Origin of the sequence: Streptomyces camponoticapitis (genome assembly GCF_014646115.1) — a bacterium.
GTDB classification, from domain to species: Bacteria; Actinomycetota; Actinomycetes; order Streptomycetales; family Streptomycetaceae; genus Streptomyces; species Streptomyces camponoticapitis.
The window spans coordinates 85,408-104,334 of sequence record NZ_BMMV01000029.1 but is presented as its reverse complement, the minus strand read 5'-3'; the positions used below and the strand labels follow the sequence as shown (position 1 = coordinate 104,334).

At 72.0% G+C, this 18,927-nt stretch carries 12 protein-coding genes and 1 riboswitch; of the genes, 7 read left to right on the top strand and 5 right to left on the bottom strand.

What is annotated here, in order from left to right; translation table 11 throughout:
* Positions 1-383: 383 nt before the first annotated feature.
* On the bottom strand, positions 384-926 hold the full coding sequence (locus tag IEY79_RS32305) for a MarR family winged helix-turn-helix transcriptional regulator (protein ID WP_189111202.1): 543 nt from the start codon (positions 924-926) through the stop codon (positions 384-386).
* 154 nt (positions 927-1,080) lie between these two features.
* Here IEY79_RS32305 and IEY79_RS32300 point away from each other — a divergent pair, with 154 nt between their 5' ends.
* Positions 1,081-2,364 (top strand): MFS transporter, encoded by a 1,284-nt coding sequence (locus IEY79_RS32300; protein WP_189111209.1) that lies wholly within the window; start codon positions 1,081-1,083, stop codon positions 2,362-2,364.
* A gap of 12 nt (positions 2,365-2,376) precedes the next feature.
* On the opposite strand, the gene IEY79_RS32295 is transcribed toward IEY79_RS32300, so the two are convergent.
* Both IEY79_RS32295 and IEY79_RS32290 read right to left on the bottom strand, forming a co-directional pair.
* On the bottom strand, positions 2,377-4,218 hold the full coding sequence (locus IEY79_RS32295) for an ATP-binding SpoIIE family protein phosphatase (RefSeq protein ID WP_189111201.1): 1,842 nt from the start codon (positions 4,216-4,218) through the stop codon (positions 2,377-2,379).
* Between the two features lie 137 nt (positions 4,219-4,355).
* A complete protein-coding gene (locus IEY79_RS32290) occupies positions 4,356-5,831 on the bottom strand; it encodes an NAD(P)/FAD-dependent oxidoreductase (protein WP_189111200.1) in 1,476 nt (491 codons plus the stop codon).
* 336 nt (positions 5,832-6,167) lie between these two features.
* Here IEY79_RS32290 and IEY79_RS32285 point away from each other — a divergent pair, with 336 nt between their 5' ends.
* Complete coding sequence (locus IEY79_RS32285; protein WP_189111199.1) at positions 6,168-6,986, top strand: TetR/AcrR family transcriptional regulator; 819 nt, start codon at positions 6,168-6,170, stop codon at positions 6,984-6,986.
* Positions 6,987-7,337: 351 nt separating this feature from the next.
* A complete protein-coding gene (locus tag IEY79_RS32280) occupies positions 7,338-9,338 on the top strand; it encodes a sigma-70 family RNA polymerase sigma factor (protein WP_189111198.1) in 2,001 nt (666 codons plus the stop codon).
* Between the two features lie 53 nt (positions 9,339-9,391).
* On the opposite strand, the gene IEY79_RS32275 is transcribed toward IEY79_RS32280, so the two are convergent.
* Entirely contained in the window at positions 9,392-11,497 is a 2,106-nt protein-coding gene (locus IEY79_RS32275) for an asparagine synthase-related protein (protein WP_189111197.1), read from the bottom strand.
* 573 nt (positions 11,498-12,070) lie between these two features.
* On the opposite strand from IEY79_RS32275, the gene IEY79_RS32270 reads away from it, so the two are divergent.
* From IEY79_RS32270 to IEY79_RS32255, 4 genes are all read left to right on the top strand, one after another.
* Entirely contained in the window at positions 12,071-13,621 is a 1,551-nt protein-coding gene (locus IEY79_RS32270) for an NsdA family TPR-like regulatory protein (RefSeq protein WP_189111196.1), read from the top strand.
* Positions 13,622-13,769: 148 nt separating this feature from the next.
* On the top strand, positions 13,770-15,023 hold the full coding sequence (lhgD, locus tag IEY79_RS32265; protein ID WP_189111195.1) for an L-2-hydroxyglutarate dehydrogenase: 1,254 nt from the start codon (positions 13,770-13,772) through the stop codon (positions 15,021-15,023).
* Positions 15,024-15,197: 174 nt separating this feature from the next.
* Positions 15,198-15,983 carry a tRNA (guanosine(46)-N7)-methyltransferase TrmB gene (gene trmB / locus IEY79_RS32260; protein ID WP_229701313.1) on the top strand — a complete coding sequence of 262 codons (786 nt, stop codon included), beginning with the start codon at positions 15,198-15,200 and terminating at the stop codon, positions 15,981-15,983.
* Between the two features lie 157 nt (positions 15,984-16,140).
* Positions 16,141-17,403, top strand: coding sequence for a PrsW family intramembrane metalloprotease (locus IEY79_RS32255; protein ID WP_189111207.1), 1,263 nt, complete (start codon positions 16,141-16,143; stop codon positions 17,401-17,403).
* Between the two features lie 57 nt (positions 17,404-17,460).
* Here IEY79_RS32255 and IEY79_RS32250 read toward each other — a convergent pair whose 3' ends face one another.
* Entirely contained in the window at positions 17,461-18,525 is a 1,065-nt protein-coding gene (locus IEY79_RS32250) for a M23 family metallopeptidase (RefSeq protein WP_189111194.1), read from the bottom strand.
* Between the two features lie 11 nt (positions 18,526-18,536).
* Positions 18,537-18,691: riboswitch (cyclic di-AMP (ydaO/yuaA leader) on the bottom strand.
* Positions 18,692-18,927 lie beyond the last annotated feature (236 nt).

The window sequence follows — 18,927 nt, the reverse complement described above, 5'->3', positions numbered from 1 at the left end:
TCAAGGAACGGACGCTTCCTTCGTACTCACCCTCTCGGGCTTTCCTCCGGGCTTCCCTTCGGTCCTGCAGTCTTGCTGTCTTGCGTTTCCGACTCTATCAGAACCTTTCGGCGCCTGATTCCCAGTCAGCGGGTTTGTCTTTCCGGCCCTGCGGCCGTTCCGACGTTTCAAACTCTAGCCCGTTTCCCCGCCGTCTCACAAATCGAGTCCCGGTAATGGATTTTCGGCACGCCGAAATTGTTCCCGGTCGAGGGGTCCCGCAGAGTTTGTGTGCCGCATTCAAGCGGCCGGAGTGCGTCGTAGAACCCGTTACGGCTCCATGACAACTCGAAGAACCTTACGGACCGACCCCCGCAGTGTCAACTTGGGCTGTTCGCCCTGCGTCAATCCAGGTCGGTCAGGCGCCCGCCGGCGTCCGGCTGCTCATGTTCCACGCGGCGGAGCAGGCGGATCAGCAGCTCTCCCAGCACTCCTCGTTCCGCTCCCGAGAGGTCCTGGAGCAGGTCTTCCTCGAAGTGCGAGGCCATGCGCATGGCTTCCAGCCACTTGGTGCGGCCCTCGTCCGTCAGTTCGACGATCACCCGGACCCGGTTGTTCTCGTCCCGGTCGCGGGTGACCAGGCCCTCGCCCGCCATCCGGTCGATCCGGTGGGTCATCGCCGCCGGGGTGAGGCCGAGGCGCTTCGCCAGTTCCCCCGGGCCGAGGCGGTACGGGGCTCCCGCCAGGACCAGTGTCTTGAGGACCTCCCACTCGGCGTTGCTGATGCCGAGCTCCGAGACCTGTCGCCCGTACGCCACGTTCATCCGGCGGTTGAGCCGGCCGAGCGCCGAGACGACTTTCTCCACCTGGGGGTCAAGGTCGTCGAACTCCCGCTGATAGGCGGCGATCTGTTCGTCGAGGCTCGGCTCCTCGGGGCTGTCAGGCATGCCGCGCAGTATGGCACGCAGGCCGTTCGCACTGAAGTCCTTCGATGTGTATTGTTGAGACTCTAACTTTAGTGTTGAAGTCTTCAGACCTCAGTAGTTCGTACTTGTCCTTCTTCTCCTTCTTCGTCAAGGCAGGTGAGTGTTGACCAGGGTGATGGGCGCCGCGATGCGCCGGATTCAGGCAGGGAACGCGTTGAGCGCGTTCGGGCTCGGGTTCACCGTCCCGTATCTCTATGTGTATGTGGCCCAGGTGCGGGACCTGGGCGCGAGTACGGCGGGGGCCGTGCTGGCCGTCTTCGCCATGGCCGCGCTCGTCGCCCTGCCCTTCACCGGTCGCGTGATCGACCGGCGCGGTCCGCTGCCCGTCGTTGTCGGTGGTGCGGCTCTGGCCGCCGTGGGTGCCATGGGCATGGGGGTGGCGGCCAGTGTGCCGGCCGCCGTGCTCTCGGCCGCGCTGCTCGGCGCCGGTACCGCCGTCATGCAGCCCGCGCTCGCCACGATGATCGTGTGGTGCTCGGCGCCGTCCGCCCGTACTCGGGCCTTCGCCACGCAGTTCTTCCTCCAGAACCTGGGGCTCGGCGTCGGTGGTCTGATCGGCGGGCAGATCGTCGACGTCAACAGGCCGGGGAGCTTCACGCTGCTTTTCGGGGTCGAGGCCGCGATGTTCCTGGTGCTGGCCGCCCTTGCCGGGACGGTCCGGCTGCCCCGTACGTCCTCCGCCTTGTCCGCGCTTTCCAAGGAGGAGACGCGCGCCGGGGGTGGTGGGCTGCGGGCGCTGATCGGGCACCGGGCGATGGTGCGGTTGTGCGTGCTGGGCTTCGTGCTGTTCTTCGCCTGCTACGGGCAGTTCGAGTCAGGGCTGGCCGCGTACGGGACCGAGGCCGCCGGGATCGACCCGTCGACGCTCGGTATCGCGCTTGCCGCCAACACCGCCGTGATCGTGGTCGCACAGTTCGTCGTGCTCAGGCTGGTCGAGCGGCGCAGGCGGAGCCGGGTCATCGCCTCGGTCGGGCTGATCTGGGCGGTCGCCTGGATCGTCGCGGGGTACGCGGGCCTGGGCCACGGGAGTCAGACGATGGCGACCGCGGCCTTCATCTCCACGTACGCGCTCTTCGGGCTCGGCGAGTCGATGCTCTCGCCGACCGTGGCTCCGCTGGTGGCCGATCTGGCGCCGGACGAGATGGTCGGGCAGTACAACGCCGCTTTCGCCCTGGTCAAGCAGCTCGCGCTGGCCGTCGGACCCGCTGTGGGCGGGCCGATGGGGGCCGCGCTGCACGGCCCGTACATCGTGACGTTCGTGCTGTTCTCGCTCGGCGTCAGTGTGCTGGCGCTGCGGCTGGGGCGGCGGCTCACCCCCGTACAGGACCGGCCTTCGCTCGCGCACAAGTCGCGCGTGGTGGCCGTGCACAAGCCGGAGACCGTCGCCCTTCCTCAGTAGGAGGGGCGCGGTTCAGTGGGGCAGGGCGAACTCGCACCAGACCGCCTTGCCACCACCCGGTGTGCGGCGGGAGCCCCAGGACGAGGCGATCGTCGCGACGATCGAGATGCCGCGGCCCGCCTCGTCCGCCGGTTCGGCGTGGCGGCGCAGTGGCAGATGGTCGTCCCCGTCGGTGACCTCGATGATCAGCCGGCGGTCCGTACGGCGGAGTCTGAGCCGCATGGGCGGGGTGCCGTGCTGGAGGGAGTTGGCGACGAGCTCGCTGGTGGCGAGCACGCCGAGGTCTCTGAGCTCGACGGGAAAGCGCCACGAGGAGAGGACTCCCGAGGCGAACGCGCGGGCGCGTGGCGCTGCCTCGATACCGCCGAGCAGGTCGAGCGCGGCGTTGTGGAAGAGCTCGGCGGCCTGGCCGGTACGGGCGGGGTGCTGGAGGACCAGGACCGCCACGTCGTCGTCGTGCTCGGCCGTGACGCCCATCGCGCGGATCAGCCGGTCGCAGACGACCTGGGGTGATCCCTTGGCCCCGGCGAGCGCGCGCTCCAGGGAGGCCACGCCCTCGTCGATGTCCTCGCTGCGGCGCTCGACGAGCCCATCCGTATAGAGGACGGCGGTGGAGCCGGGCGCCAGCTCGATACTCCCGGAGGTGTGGATCCAGCCGCCGGTGCCGAGCGGGGGGCCTGTCGGGTCGGCGGCGCGCGCGACCGTGCCGTCCTCGGCGCGTACGAGGATCGGCAGATGGCCCGCGGACGCGTAGACGAGACGGCCCTCGTTGGGGTCGTGGACGGCGTAGACGCAGGTGGCGATCTGGCTGGCGTCGATCTCGGCGGCCAGTCCGTCGAGCAGTTGCAGTACTTCGTGCGGCGGCAGGTCGAGGCGCGCGTACGCGCGGACGGCGGTGCGCAGCTGGCCCATGACGGCCGCCGCGCGGACGCCGCGACCCATGACGTCGCCGATGACCAGGGCCGTACGGCCGGCGCCGAGGGTGATCACGTCGTACCAGTCGCCGCCGACCGCCGCGTCCGTACCGCCCGGCTGGTATGTGGCGGCGACGCGTAGGTCGTCGGGCTGTTCCAACTCCTGCGGGAGGAGCGAGCGCTGGAGGGCGACGGCCGTCTCGCGGAGTCTGCGCTCGCTGGCGCGCAGGCGCTCGGCCGCCTCGGCGTGGTCGGTGACGTCGGCGGCGAAGATGAGGACGCCGCCGGATCCGCTGGTGTCGACGGGGGTGCAGGTGACCGTGTAGGAGCCGTCGCGCGCCACGGTGGCGGCGCCGTTGACCGAGGTGTGGGGCGACGGGTGGGCGGCACCCGAGGTGTGGAGCGCGCCGGATGTGGCCGCCTGGACCTTGCGGGACTTGACCGTACGGGGCTTTCCGCTGCGCAGGACCTGGTCCATGAGGGGCATCAGGCCGAGCTCGATCAGCTCGGGGCAGCTCTCGGCCGCGGTGCTGCCCGGCTCGCGCGGTCCGAAGGCGTCCTCGTAGGCATCGTTGACGTACGCGACGCGGTGGTCGGGGCCGTACACCAGCGCGACGAGGGCGGGGAGTCCGCCGAGGACGTCGCGGACGGTCAGCTCTTCGAGCTCGGGGATTCCGGCCGGTCTGCGGTCGCTCGCTTCGCCGCCGCCACCGCTGTCTCTGCTGCCTCTGGTGTTCTTTCCGCCTCTGCCGCCCTGGCGCTCACCGCGGCGCTCGCCGTGTCGTTCGAATTCACCACGGGCGGCGGGCACGGAACCGGCGGAACCCGACGAGTGCGCGGAATTCTCCCGTGGCTTCGCCTGGGAGTCTCCAGAGTCCGCCCGCGCGGCGATGCGGCGCTGTGTACCGGGGAGCCGGGCGCTCCAACGCGTGAAATTCACGGATTTTCAGGCCTCATGGTGTCGTTGCTGTTCGCCTTGGCGGGCTACCGGGTCGCTCTCTACCCAATCACGCTGTGCAGATGTGAACCCACCTATGGTCACACGTTCAGTGTTGCCGACCGCACTGACATTGGACGTCACACGTCTCTGGGTCGTTCCCGTCCGGCGGCGAGTTCGAATTCGGCACGTGGGTGCTCCAGGGAGCCGAGGGAGACGATCTCCCGTTTGAAGAGCCCGGCAAGGGTCCATTCCGCCAGTACGCGCGCCTTGCGGTTGAAGGTCGGTACGCGGCTGAGGTGGTACACGCGGTGCATCAGCCAGGCCGGATATCCCTTGAGTTTACGGCCATACACGTGTGCGACGCCCTTGTGGAGACCGAGTGACGCGACGGAACCGGCGTACCGGTGACGGTAGTCGTGCTGCTGCTCGCCTCTCAGTGAGGCAACGATGTTCTCGGCGAGGACCCGGGCCTGGCGGACGGCGTGTTGCGCGTTGGGGGCGCATTCGGCACCTGGCTCGTCCGCCGCCAGGTCGGGGACGGCTGCGGCGTCACCGGCCGACCACGCGTGTTCGGCGCCGTCGACGGCGAGCTTGGCCGTACAGACGAGACGGCCGCGTTTGTCGAGGGGCAGATCGCTGGCGGCGAGGATCGGGTGCGGTTTGACGCCGGCGGTCCAGACGAGGGTGCGGGTGGGGAGGCGGGCGCCGTCGGAGAGGACGGCGACCCGGTTCTCGCAGGAGTCGAGGCGGGTTTCGAGGCGTACGTCGATGTTGCGGGCGCGCAGCTCGCGGACCGCGTACTTGCCCATGTCGTGGCCGACCTCGGGAAGGATGCGGTCCGAGGCCTCGACGAGGATCCACTTCAGGTCGTCGGCCTTGACGTTGTGGTAGTAGCGGGTCGCGTAGCGGGCCATGTCGGCCAGTTCGGCGAGGGCTTCGACACCCGCGTAGCCGCCGCCGACGAAGACGTAGGTGAGGGCGGCGTCGCGCAGTTCCGGGTCGCGGGTGGAGGAGGCGATGTCCATCTGCTCCAGGACGTGGTTGCGCAGGGCGATGGCCTCCTCGACGGTCTTGAAGCCGATGCCGTGCTCGGCGAGGCCGGGGACCGGGAGGGTGCGGGAGATCGAGCCCGGGGCGAGGACGAGTTCGTCGTACGTCATCTCGAAGGCGCCGGGCGGCTGTTCGGAGCCGTCGGCGTCCGGGCGGTCCGCGTGACCGGCGCCGGCGTGACCGCTGTTGACATCCCGGCCGCCGACGGCCGCTCTCGTATCCGCCTCTTCCTCCGACGCGGCGGTGACGAGCGTCGCGACGCGCTTGCCGTGGTCGATGGATCTCGCCTCACCGACGATGATCGTGCAGTCCGGCAGGACCCGTCGCAGCGGCACCACGACATGGCGCGGTGAGATCGAGCCCGCGGCGGCCTCGGGCAGGAACGGCTGGTAGGTCATGTACGGGTTGGGCGACACGACCACGACCTCCGCCTCGCCGCTCCGGAGCCTCTGCTGGAGCCGGAGCGCGGTGTACATCCCGACGTAGCCGCCACCGATGACGAGAACGCGTGCGCGGGGCGGTTGTGCGGGGGTCGTCCCCCGGGAGATCTCTGCCTTCACCACCCCATGAGGCAACGGGCTCCTTGGTTTGTCCACAGCCCCGGCAAATTGTGTGACCGGAGCCCTTCGACCGCCCCACGTGCGCAAATCCCCCTGTGGCGGGGAAGGTTCGCAGGTCAGGCGGCACGGACCCGGTGGTGGGAGAGTACCGAATCAGGCATCTTCCGGTCCTTGCTCCGATCGGGGGGCGCACTGTGCGGAACCACCCCCTTCTGAATTCCCCGGGGCTCAACTATGTTCGTACTTCGTCGGGGGCGTCGGCCGTGACTTGGTCGGACGGTCCCGGCTGTCAAGGCGGGGAGGTCTCCGGGGGGAGACGTCATTACCGGGGGAACGCTTATGCACATTCAGGATTCTCATTGGCAGGCCGTCGTGTCCGTGGACGGCAACGGACGCGCGAGCGCGGGCGGGATCGGCCGTGCCGCACCGCTTCGCGTCGACGCACAGCGCAATCTTGAGCATGTCCTGCGGGCGGCTCGTGAGGTGTTCGGCGAACTCGGTTACGGGGCGCCGATGGAGGACGTGGCGCGCCGGGCCCGGGTCGGGGTCGGCACGGTCTACCGGCGGTTTCCCAGCAAGGACGTGCTGGTCCGCCGTATAGCCGAGGAGGAGACCTCCCGGCTGACGGAGCAGGCGCGTGCCGCTCTGGGGCAGGAGGACGAGCCGTGGTCCGCGCTCGCCCGCTTCCTGCGGACGTCGGTGGCTTCCGGTGCGGGCAGGCTGCTGCCGCCTCAGGTGCTGAGGGTCGGGGTGGACGTCGACGAGTCGACGGTCGTCCCGGAACCGGCCGACGAGGCACGCGTGCCGCACCAGCGGCAGTCCGGGCACCCGGATCTTCGGGTGGTCGGTGCCGGCGAGCATGCCGGGCAGCACCCTTCGGTGCCGGGGGGGTCGGCGGAAACGGCCGACTCGGCTGGATCCCTGGGCGACGACCTGGCGGACTCCGCTTCGGGCACGGTCGAACTGCTCGATGTCGTAGGGCAGTTGGTCGAGCGCGCGCGGGCGGCCGGCGAGCTTCGGTCCGGCGTGACGGTGGCCGATGTCCTGCTGGTGATAGCCACGGCGGCGCCGGCGCTGCCGGACGCGGCCCAGCAGGCGGCGGCTTCCGCACGGCTGCTGGACATCCTGCTCGAAGGGCTTCGGTCCCGGGCGGCGTAGGGCGAGCCGGGGCTCGACGGATACCGGCCGAGGTGGTCGGCGCGTCAACTTGAGGCCCTGGGGCGGTCGTCGGACGGCTGTTCGTCCGACGACCGTGCCGCCCTGCCGTGAACCGGCCGTCGTGAGTCGTGCGCCCGAGGCGTGCCAGGCACGTGCGGTGCGGAACATCCTGGTGAACGACGTGCGTGCCGCGCCCGGTCGAGTCCTCCGCGTACGGCCGCGGGCGGCGGCCCGGTTCCGGGGCCCCATCACGTAAGAGTGACCGCTGTCAACACGGGTTTGGCGGTGCCGGGCGCTGTGGCACGCTGGCCAGGTGTTTCGGGTCTGCAGGACGCTACGGGGGCTTCCGCGATGAGCGGTGACGGACGGGACGGGCCACTGGGTGGTGGCGGTGCCGGGGGTACGGGGCCGGGGGGGCCGCCGTCCGAGCAGGTGCCGTACCAGGGCGGGCGGGGAGGTTCTTCCGGGGCCGCCGGGCCTGTTCATCCCGGGCGGCCCCAGGGCCAGGCGGGCCCGAGTGTGCCGCAGCAGCGCGCGGGCGCACCGGTGGCGGCCGAGGCCGAGACTCTTACCGAGGGACCAGCCACCGATCTGCCGCCCTCGGACGCCGAGTTGATCCAGCGCATGCGGGCCGGCGACGACGGTGCGTACGAGGAGCTGTACCGGCGGCACTCCGCGGCCGTACTGCGCTACGCGCGGACCTGCTGCCGGGACGGCCACACCGCCGACGACCTGACGGCCGAGGTGTTCGCGCGCACGCTCCAGGCGGTGCGCGGGGGCGCCGGGCCGGAACAGGCGGTGCGGGCGTATCTGCTCACGACCGTGCGACGTGTCGCCGCCGCGTGGACGAGGACCGCCAGGCGCGAGCAACTGGTCGAGGACTTCGCGGTGTTCGCGGCGGATTCCGCCCGCCCGGCCGAGGTGTGGGACGACGGGACGTTCGACCCGGGCGCCGACGTACGGGCGATGCACGAGGCCGAACGGTCGCTCGCCGTGCAGGCGTTCCGCAGTCTGCCCGAGCGCTGGCAGGCGGTGCTCTGGCACACCACCGTCGAGGAGGAGTCGCCGAGCGCGATCGCTCCGCTGTTCGGTCTGACGGCCAACGCCACCGCCGTGCTGGCCAGTCGGGCGCGTGAGGGACTCAAGCAGGCGTATCTCCAGGCGCATGTGAACACGGCGGTCGCCTCGGCCGGCGACTGCGCGCAGTACGCGGACCGGCTGGGCGCGTACGCGCGCGGCGGTCTGCGGATCCGGGCCGAGCGCGGGCTGCGCAAGCACTTGGACGAGTGCGCGAAGTGCCGCCTCGTGGCGGGCGAGTTGGCCGATGTCAACGCCGGGATTCCGGCGGTGCTTCCGCTCGCGGTCATCGGCTGGTTCGCGGCCGGGTACTCGCTCAAGGCCGCCGGGGTCGTCGCCGGTGGGGCGGCGGGTGCCGCGGGAGCGGGCGCGGCGGCCGCGGCAGGTGGTGCGTCGGGCTCCGGGGGAGGCGCCGCGGGCGCGGCAGGCGGGGCGGCGGCCGAGGGGCTCGGCGCGCCCTTGAAGGCGGGGATCGCGGCCGTGCTCGCTCTCGCCGCGGCGGCGGGGCTGGTGTGGGCCCTGTCCGGGGACGAGGTCGCCGACCGGCCGAAGGCGAAGCCGCCCGTCGTACAGCCTGTCGTACCGGAAGTGCCCATGCCTACACCGGAGTTGAAGCCGCCGGCCGCGCCCGCTCCGCCGCCCGAGCCGGTACCGGCTCGGGCGGACAAGGCGACACCGTCGCCGTCGCCGAAACCGAAGCCGAGTCCCACGCCGACGAAGGCGCAGCCGGCTCCGCCCGAGCCCCAGCCCTCGGCCCCGGTGCGGCCCCCCGCCCGTCCGAACCCTCCCGCTCCACCGCCACCGCCGCCACCGCCGCCACCACCGCCGCCTTCGCCCGCGCCGGACGTCTATCAGGTGAACCGGCTCAAGTTCGACGTGACGGGCGACGGGTCCGGGCCCGAGGTGCGGATCGGGCAGAGCAGTTGGCTCTGGCAGCGCGCCGGGATGTCGATCGGCGGCACGCGGTACGGGCACGGGGCCTCCATGCACGCCTCGGGTTCGGTGACGATCGACCTCAACCGCCGTTGCGCCGGTTACCAGGCGCTGGTCGGCATCGACGACATGACGCTGGGGCTGGGCGCGGTGCGCTTCTCCGTGTACGGCGACGGCCGCCGGCTCTGGCGCTCCCCCGTGGTGCGAGGCGGCGACGGGGCCGTACCGGTGAACGTGGGGATCGGCGGCCGGAAGACGATCCGGCTGGTGGTCGAGCCTCACACGCCGTTCGAGGCGGTGGCGGTCGCGGACTGGGCACAGTCCAGGATCAGCTGCGGCTGAGAGAGGCGGGCCCCTGGCGGCACCGCCGGACCAAGGCACGCCGGACCGTCCTCCTACGGATGCAGCGTCGGGCGGGGCATCACGCCGCCCGCCACGGCGCGTTGGCGCGGCGCCGCCGTGCCCGTCCAGCAGGTGCCGCGGCGCGAGAGCAGCCGCCTGAGCCACAGTTCCGTGGAGACCAGGTCCGCGATGCCGTCCAGCGGGATCGGCTCGCCCTCGGCCGCCTTGCGCAGTGCCTTGCGCACCACACGGGCCTCGATCAGACCCGCGTCGGCGAGCAGCGGCGCGTCGAACAGCGCCATCAGGTCGTTGACGGCCGCCCGCAGCCCGGTGCGGGTCGCGGCCACCGATGTCGCGTGCGTCGTGGCGCCCCAGCCCGGCGGCAGGTCGTGGATGCCCGCCCCCGCGAGGACCGCGCGCAGCACGTCGGAGCGGGCGCCGGGCTGGACCCTCAGCGATTCGGGGAGCGCCCGGCAGGCCCGTACGACCTGGTTGTCGAAGAACGGCGCGTGCAGCCGCTGGCTCCGGATCTCGGCGGCCTGCTCGAAGATGCGGTGGTCGGCGGCCTGCCGGGCCAGCGCGGCCCGTGCACGGGCCTCTCCGGGCCGCTGGACGGAGGTGGGGCGGATCGCCGCCGCCGTGAGGCGAACCGATACTTCAGCCAGAGCCTCCCCCGTCAGCCAGCGCGCGGCCGGTCCGGGACGCGACCAGGTGAGCGCGGCGAGCGATGCGCCCAACGGCCCATGCGCGGCGGGGGCGTTGCGGTCGCGGTGCACGCCGGGGAGCTGGGCGGCGGCCTCTTCGAGGCCGGTGCGGTACGGCGTACGGGCGAGGCGGCGGGCCGCGCGGTAGACGGTCAGCGGCACGAACAGCGAGCCCGCCGAGGACCCCTGGGCCCTGGCGAGCGCGGTGGTCGGCCGCAGCAGATCGCGCCGGCGCCGGTCGATCAGCAGGTCGGCCAGGCGCGCCGGGTGGGCGTCCAGTACCTCGCGGGCCCCGGCGCCGGTGAAGTGGTCGGCGCTGCCCGCGGCGAGCCGGCGGCGGTGGCGTTCGGCGGTGACGAGGGACGGGCCGGGCTCGTCGGTCAGCGGGCCTTCCAAGTCCGCGTACGGCAGGGCCTCTTCGCCCGCCGCGACGACCACGTGGTGCAGCCGGGGGTTGGAGGCCATGGCGCGGGCCCGTTCGAGCTCGGCCTCGCGGCCGCCGGTGACGAGGTCGTTGAAGGTGACGGCGAGGAGCCGTTCGCCGGCTCCGGTGCCGTGGCCGAGGACGGTGCCCGGCGCGCCCGGCAGGCCGGCGGCGAGCAGGGCGAGCGTGCCGGAGGCGCTGCCGCCCGACAGGTCGGCGCCGATGCCGGGGACGGGTCCGCCGCGCGCGGCGCGCCGGTCGGCGGGTCCCATGCCCGGCACGGGCCCGGGGTCGGGCGGCGTCGCCTCGGGGGCGTGGCGCGGTGCGAGGAGTCGGGCCCGTACGGCTTCGACGAGGGCGTCCCGGACTCCCTCGACGGCCCGTTCGGGGTCGACCTGGGGCGCGGCGACGGCGAGCGAGGCGACCTGTTCGTACCCGGTGATCTCGCGGGATCCCTCGCGCAGTACGAGGGCGTGGCCGGGCGGGACGCGTTTGACACCCGCGTACGGGGTGGAGTCGCGCAGCGCCTCGGGGGTCTCGGGGCAGGCGAGCAGCGCGGCCAGATGCCCGATGTCCAGCTGCGCCTCGATGAGGTCGGCGAGCGGCAGGGCGGCGGTGGCGTACGCGGTGCCACTCGCCCACGGCGTGTGGAAGACGGGTCTGGCGCCCGCCAGATCGCCCGCGACGGTGATCCGGCGGCCGATCTGGGCGACGGCCGTGTAACTGCCGGGCCAGGCGGTGAGATGGCGCAGGGCGCCGCCGCGGGCCGCGAACAGGCCGATCTTCAGCTGTTCGTCGGTGGCTCCGCAGCAGCCGAAGACGGCGAGTCGGGTGAAGGGGTCGACGCTGACGACACGGACCTCGTCGTCGCGCCAGTCGCCGACGGCCCACAGCGGATCCGGGTCGCCCCACAGGAGTTGGGAGCCGACGGGATGGACCGTACGGCCCTCGGACTGATCGCCGACGGAGCCCGCCGTGGCGGCCGTGCCGAAGCTCGCGGCGATACTGCTCCACCCCACCAACCAGCGCATCGCCGCCTCCACAGCCTGTGGACCAGAGTCGAACCGTAGTCGTTCGTGAACATGCTGCCACGACAACGGCACACAGGAGGGGCCCCGGGACGGGAGCGCGAAACACGAATGCGCCCCTGGCAAAGGACAATTGGCGCACTGGGGGGCTCAGGTCGGACAGGCAGCATTCAGCCAATCTCCGAGCCCGATCGGCCGACAGAACGTCGGCAAACGTACAGTCCGGGAGGCGCCTTCGCCTCCCGGACCGATCCGCCACCCGCGGGGAAATGAGGCGGCGGTGTCCCCCAGCCCACTGGTTCCAGTACGCAGTGGGCCGACCCACGCAGCACTCATGGAAGCGCTCCCGGTCTCTTTTGGCCAAGAGCGCACGGCCGGGCGCACGGCCACACACCCGGAGCACGTGTCGGCCGCGGCGAGTTTCGCGCGTACTCGCGTACGGACAACAATCCCGCCATCCGGACCTCCGCCCCTTAACGGTAGGGATGCGGCGAACTACGCTGGGTTTACGAATGCCACGGGGTCCCTCACAAGAGGGGCCGGCGGGGCGGCCGTCTGTGTGTCGAGGGGTGGCGCATGTCCAGGGAGCTACGCGGGCCGAACGAGAAACTCGGCACCGTTCTCGCCCTCGCGGGAATCAGCAACGCCGGTCTCGCCCGGCGGGTCAACGACCTCGGGTCGCAGCGCGGTCTGACGCTTCGATACGACAAAACCTCAGTGGCGCGGTGGGTGTCGAAGGGGATGGTTCCGCAGGGTGCGGCGCCCCATCTGATCGCCGCGGCCATCGGCGCCAAGCTGGGCCGTCCCGTACCGCTGCACGAAATCGGCCTGGCCGACGCCGATCCGGCGCCTGAGGTGGGTCTCGCCTTCCCGCGCGACGTGGGTGAGGCGGTGCGCTCGGCGACGGATCTGTACCGGCTGGACCTGGCGGGCCGGCGGGCGGGCAGCGGCGGCATCTGGCAGTCGCTGGCCGGTTCTTTCGCGGTCAGCGCGTACGCCACGCCCGCTTCCCGGTGGCTGATATCGCCCGCCGACTCGTCCGTCGCGCGAGATGCGGCGATGGCCGAGGCGGCACGGAGAGCGCACGCGGCGCACGGCGGACCGGGGTTGACCGGACCGCCGCCTTCCACCACCGGCGCGACGGGCCCACCGGCCGCCCCGGGCGCACCCGGGGCCTTAGCCGCCGACGCGGCCGGCGAGGTCTCGCCGCTGCGCGTGGGCCACAGCGATGTCGCCAAACTCCGCGAGGCGGCCGCCGACGCGCGGCGCTGGGACTCCAAGTACGGCGGCGGGGACTGGCGTTCGTCGATGGTGCCCGAGTGTCTGCGGGTCGACGCGGCGCCGCTGCTGCTCGCCGCGTACAGCGACGAGGTCGGCCGGGGTCTCTTCGGCGCGACCGCCGAACTGACCCGGCTGGCCGGGTGGATGGCCTTCGACACCGGCCAGCAGGAAGCCGCGCAGCGCTACTACATCCAGGCGCTGCGGCTCGCCCGCGCGGCGGCCGACGTGCCCCTCGGCGGTTACGTCCTGGCCTCCATGTCCCTCCAGGCGACCTACCGCGGCTTCGCCGACGAGGGCGTCGACCTGGCCCAGGCGGCGCTGGAGCGCAACAGGGGCCTCGCGACGGCCCGCACCATGAGTTTCTTCCGGCTGGTCGAGGCACGCGCGCACGCGAAGGCGGGCGACGCGGCGGCCGCCGGAGCCGCCCTGAAGGCTGCGGAGGGCTGGCTGGAGCGCTCGCGGCCGGGCGACGCGGATCCCAGCTGGCTGGGCTTCTACTCGTACGACCGCTTCGCCGCCGACGCCGCCGAGTGCTATCGCGATCTGAAGGCGCCCCGGCAGATGCGGCGCTTCACGGAGCAGGCGCTGTCCCGGCCGACGGAGGAGTTCGCGCGCTCGCACGGGCTGCGCCTGGTGGTGAGCGCGGTCGCGGAGCTGGAGTCCGGCAATCTGGACGCGGCGTGCGCGGCGGGGACCCGGGCCGTGGAGGTGGCGGGGCGGATCTCGTCGGCGCGCACCACGGAGTACGTACGGGACCTGCTGCACCGCCTTGAGCCGTACGGCGACGAGCCGAGGGTCGCGGAGCTGCGGGAGCGGGCGCGCCCGCTGCTGGTGGCGCCGGCGTAGCGGAGGGCGGGGCCGGCGGGCTCCGCCCCGATCCGGTGCCGGGCCACCGACGGAATGCTTGGTGAACGGTGTAAGACACGCGTGGGACCCCGATGGTTTAAGGGCATTGTCAGTGGGCCAGTGCACTATCGGGTGGGAGGTAGCGCGGGTGAAGAACGACGGCTCGGGTCGCGTCGGCGGCCACGGCTACGGCTATGACTGCGACGTGCTGGTGATCGGTGGCGGCATCGTCGGTCTGTCGACGGCCTACGCCCTCACCCGGGCGGCGCCCGGGACCCGAGTGACGGTCCTGGAGAAGGAGCCCGGTCCCGCGCGCCATCAGACGGGGCACAACAGCGGAGTCATCCACAGCGGTGTGTACTACCGCCCCGGCTCCCTCAAGGCGCGGTACGCGATCAAGGGCGCCGCCGAGATGGTCAAGTTCTGCGCGGAGTACGGCATCGCGCACGAGGTCACCGGCAAGCTCATCGTCGCCACCGGCCGGGACGAACTGCCCCGGCTGCACGCACTGGTCCAGCGCGGCCGGGAGAACGGCATTCCGGTCCGGGAGCTGGGCCCGGCGCAGATCATGGAGTACGAGCCGGAGGTGCGCGGCCTGGCGGCGATCCACGTGGGCACGACCGGGGTGTGCGACTTCGTCGCCGTCACGGGGCGGCTCGCCGACTCGGCGGAGGCGTCGGGCGCGTCCGTGCGGTACGGCATGGAGGTCACCGTCGTCGACCGGCGGGAGTGGGGTGTCGCCGTCCGTACGTCCTCCGGAGAGGTCGTCAGGGCCCGCACCCTCGTCAACTGCGCGGGGCTCCAGTGCGACCGGGTGGCGCGGCTGACCGGTGACGACCCGGGCATGCGGATCGTCCCGTTCCGGGGCGAGTACTTCGAACTGGCCCGGCCCGGTCTCGTCCGGGGGCTGGTCTATCCGGTGCCGGATCCGGCCTTTCCGTTCCTGGGGGTGCATCTGACGCGCGGCATCGACGGCGGCGTCCATGTCGGCCCGAACGCGGTGCCCGCGCTGGCCAGGGAGGGCTACTCCTGGTCCGCCGTGCGCCCCCGTGAGCTGGCGGGCACGCTCGGCTGGCCCGGATCCTGGCGGATAGCGCGCAGACACTGGCGTTACGGCGCGGGCGAGCTGCGCCGCTCGCTCTCCAAGCGCGCCTTCGCCACCGCCGTACGCCGGCTGCTGCCCGAGGTGACGGACGCGGATCTGCGCCCGGCGGCGGCCGGGGTGCGGGCCCAGGCGGTGCTGCGGGACGGCACCCTGGCCGACGACTTCCTGATCCGGGAGGCACCGCGCGCGGTGCATGTGCTCAACGCCCCCTCGCCGGCGGCGACGGCCGCGCTCCCGATCGGCCGCGAGGTGGCGAGGCGGGCGCTGACGATGCTGAGGGACGCGGGCAGGGTCTAGGGGTGCCGCGGACCTCGGTGGGCGGTGATCTTTTTTGGGCCGCCCGGGCGGGTCCGTAGAATCGGTGGTCCTGCCCAATTCCGACGTGGCTGAGAAAACGTGTCCGAGACCCAGATGAACGTGAACAGCGACCGCGACGGCGCGCCCGCCGACGACACCCACCCCTGGTCCCGGATGTTCCCCGGGGGCACGGGACCGGCCGCCGACCCGGCCGGATCGCACTTCGAGCGCCGTATCCGCAGCTTCCAGCCGCGCCGGAGCCGGGTCACGACCGGCCAGGCGGAGGTCCTGCGGCGGCTGTGGCCGTCCTGGGGGCTGGACATCGACGGCCGGCGGGTCCTCGACCTCGACGCCATGTTCGACGGACTCCCGGTCGTCCTGGAGATCGGCTTCGGCATGGGCGAGGCGACGGCGCGGATGGCGGCCGACGATCCCGGCACCGGGATCCTCGCCGCCGACGTCCACACACCGGGACAGGGCAACCTGCTGCGGCTGGCGGAGCGGAACGGGCTCACCAACATCCGGGTGGCCAACGGCGACGCGATCATCCTGCTGCGGGAGATGCTGGCGCCCGGGTCGCTGGACGGGATACGGGTCTACTTCCCCGACCCGTGGCCCAAGACGCGCCACCACAAACGGCGGCTGATCCAGCCCGAGTTCCTCACACTGGCGGCGCCCGCGCTCAAGCCCGGGGCCGTACTGCACTGCGCCACGGACTGGGAGCCGTACGCCGAGCAGATGCTCGACGTGCTGAGTGCGCACCCGGCGTTCGAGAACACCGCCCCGGACGAGGGCTACGCGCCGCGGCCCGCCTCACGGCCGCTGACGCGGTTCGAGGGCCAGGGCCTGGAGAAGGGCCATGCCGTACGGGACCTGGTCTTCCGCCGCGTGGCGGGCGCTTCACCGACGGACGGCGCGCCCGTGGACGACTCGGCCGTGGACGGCGCCGTCGCCGGATAGGACCGCGGTTGGCCGGGACGGGCCGGACGCCGTCGCGGTTGTCGGTCGCCCTCGTTAGGGTCAGTAGGTGTCCGAACCGTCCCGACCGCCCCCGTACGACCCTCCGGCCCCCGAGCCGGCGATCCCCGCCGTCGAGCGTCAGCAGCAGCTCGGCGACATGTGGGCCGCCGTTCCTGAGCGCTCCCGGTGGCGCTACCGGCCGCATCGCGCGTTCTGGCGGCACCCCGCCGTGCGCGCGGGCGCCGTGATCATCGTGCTCGCGCTCTGCGGCCTGCTGCTCATGTCGCTCGTACGGGAACAGACCGGCACCCAGGGCTTCCTGGTCGGTCTCGGGCTGGCGATCCTGCCGGTGCCGCTGCTGATGGCGGCCTTCCGCTGGCTGGACCGGGTGGAGCCGGGCCCGTGGCGGAATCTGCTGTTCTCCTTCGCCTGGGGTGCCTGCGCCGCCGCCCTCGTGGCGATCACGGCCAACTCCTTCGCGACGCAGTGGATAGCGACCGCCACCGCCGACCCCGCCGGTGCGGAGTCCCTGGGGGCCACGGTGGTGGCACCGATCGTCGAGGAGAGCGCGAAAGCAGCCGCGATCCTGCTGATCTTCCTCTTCCGGCGGAGGTCCTTCACCGGTCTCGTCGACGGGGTCGTCGTCGCGGGCTTCACCGCGACCGGCTTCGCGTTCACCGAGAACATCCTCTATCTCGGCAGCGCCTACGGCGAGGACCAGCAGATAGGCAACTCCGGGCTGCCGGCCGTGACCGCGGCGACCTTCTTCGTACGGGTCGTGATGTCGCCGTTCGCGCACCCGCTCTTCACGGTCCTGACGGGTATCGGCTTCGGCATCGCCGCCCTCGCCACCCGCCGGCAGCGCGTCCGCCGGTGGCTGATGCCGGTGCTGGGCCTCCTGCTCGCGATGGGCACGCACGCGCTGTGGAACGGCTCCTCGTCGCTGTTCGGCCCGTACGGCTTCTACGCGGTGTACGCGGCCTTCATGGTCCCCGCCTTCGCCCTGCTCACCTGGCTGGCGGTATGGACCCGGCAGCGCGAACTGCGCATGGTCTCCGTCGAGTTGCCCGCGTACGCGGCGGCAGGCTGGCTCGCCGAGACCGAGCCGCTCGCCCTGTCCTCGATGCGGGCGCGCTCGATGGCGCGCGACGTGGCGGGACGCGCGTACGGCCCGAAGGCGGCCCGCGCGGTCGGCGAGTACCAGGCGTTCGCGACCGCTCTGGCGTTCCTGCGGCACCGGGCCGGGCGCGGCACGGCGGGCCCAGACTTCGCCGCGCGCGAGCAGGAGCTGCTGCACCACATGTGGCAGCGCCGGGAAACGGCGTCGCCCGCGCTGACGTACGCGGCGCGGGCGACGGGGCGGGTCTGGTCTCCGCCGCCGTACATCGACTACGGCGGCTACAACCCGTATCGGAGCTAGGGTCTGTCGTTTGGATCCGGCCTGGTCAAAACGACAGGCCCTGGTCCGGGCGGGTGGCTACGGCGTGAGTCCCTTGCCGCGCAGCCAGCTCATCGGGTCGATGCCGCTGCCGCCCGCGGTGTGCACCTCCAGGTGCAGGTGCGGGCCGGTGACGTTGCCGGTGGCTCCCACGCGGCCGATGGTCTCGCCGGTGGAGACCTTCTGGCCGGCGGCGACGGTCATCGAGGACAGGTGGGCGTACCAGATCTCCGTACCGTCGTCGAGCTCAAGCACCACGCGGTAGCCGTACGAACCGGACCAGCCTGCCGATGTGACGGTCCCGCTGTGGACCGCCTTGGTGGGCGTGCCCGTGGGGGCGGCGAAGTCCAGGCCGGTGTGCTGGCCGGAGGACCACATGGAGCCGGCCTGGCCGTAGGTGGAGGTGAGCGTGTACGAGGAGGTGGGGAGCGAGAAGCTGGCGGCCAGCTTCTCCAGGCGCTTCTGCTCGGCCTTGCGCTCGGCCTCTTCCTTCGCCTTGCGCTTCGCCTCGGCGGCCTTCTTCTCCGCGTCGGTCTGCTGCTTCTCGGCCTCGGCCGCGGCCTTCTCGGCGGCGGCCTTCTCGGCGCTCGCCTTCTGGGCGGCGTCGGCCTCGGCCTGCTGCTGCTCCGCCTGCTGGAGGATGCGGGCGCGCAGCGCCTCGCCGGAGTCGGTGGTGCCCTGCTGGGCGTCCGCGGCGGTGAGGCCCGCCGTGGTCAGCGGGGAGGGTGTCTCGTCGGTCTTCTTGTCGCCGTCGGACATGAAAGACCCGACGCCGGGAAGGGACTTGGCGTCGGGAAGACTGTCCGAGAGCGAGTCGGGAAGTGATATCGAGACAGCGGGCTTGTCCTGGGCGGAGGCGATGCCTCCGGCGCCGACCGCGGCGATGACACCCACGCCGAGGACCGTGGAGCTGCGGGCGAGGGCGTTGCGCTGCTTGGCGACACGGTGCTTGCCGCGTACGGGACGGATGGAGTCCGCGGTGGGATTCCACTCCTCCCAGTCCCTGGTCGCCTCGCCGTCGGTGAGATCGGTGCCGGCGAGCCGGCTCCCGGGGCCGAAACGGGCCGGGATCGAGGCTTCGGGAGCAGGCCTGTTGGACGCCACTGGGGCGCTCTCCTTTCCTTCCTTCTCGCCTACCGGGTTAGCTGACGGGTTCGGAGCAGGAAGGTCTCCTACGAGCGCTTTCCGCCGCACAAGGCAGCAAAAGACGCCCGATTCACCCCAATTGGTGGTTCCCCGGTTTCCTTGCGGAATTCGGCGCGTGCGCACGGCGCCGTCTCTTTCGACGGCTGGGACAACCGCGCTGCGTTATCGAACGTTAATAGACGACGGGGACTTATTCCAAGCTGTTCCGGGTGATCGTTAGCGAGCGCGGCAGGGATCAACCGGGACACAAGCTGGCGCAATCGGGCGAGTTGATCGCGGTTCGGGCCGTGTGCGATCACTCACTCGATCTGACGGTGCGTCAGATGTTATGCGGAGTGATGCGCCTCAACTACGCTGCGT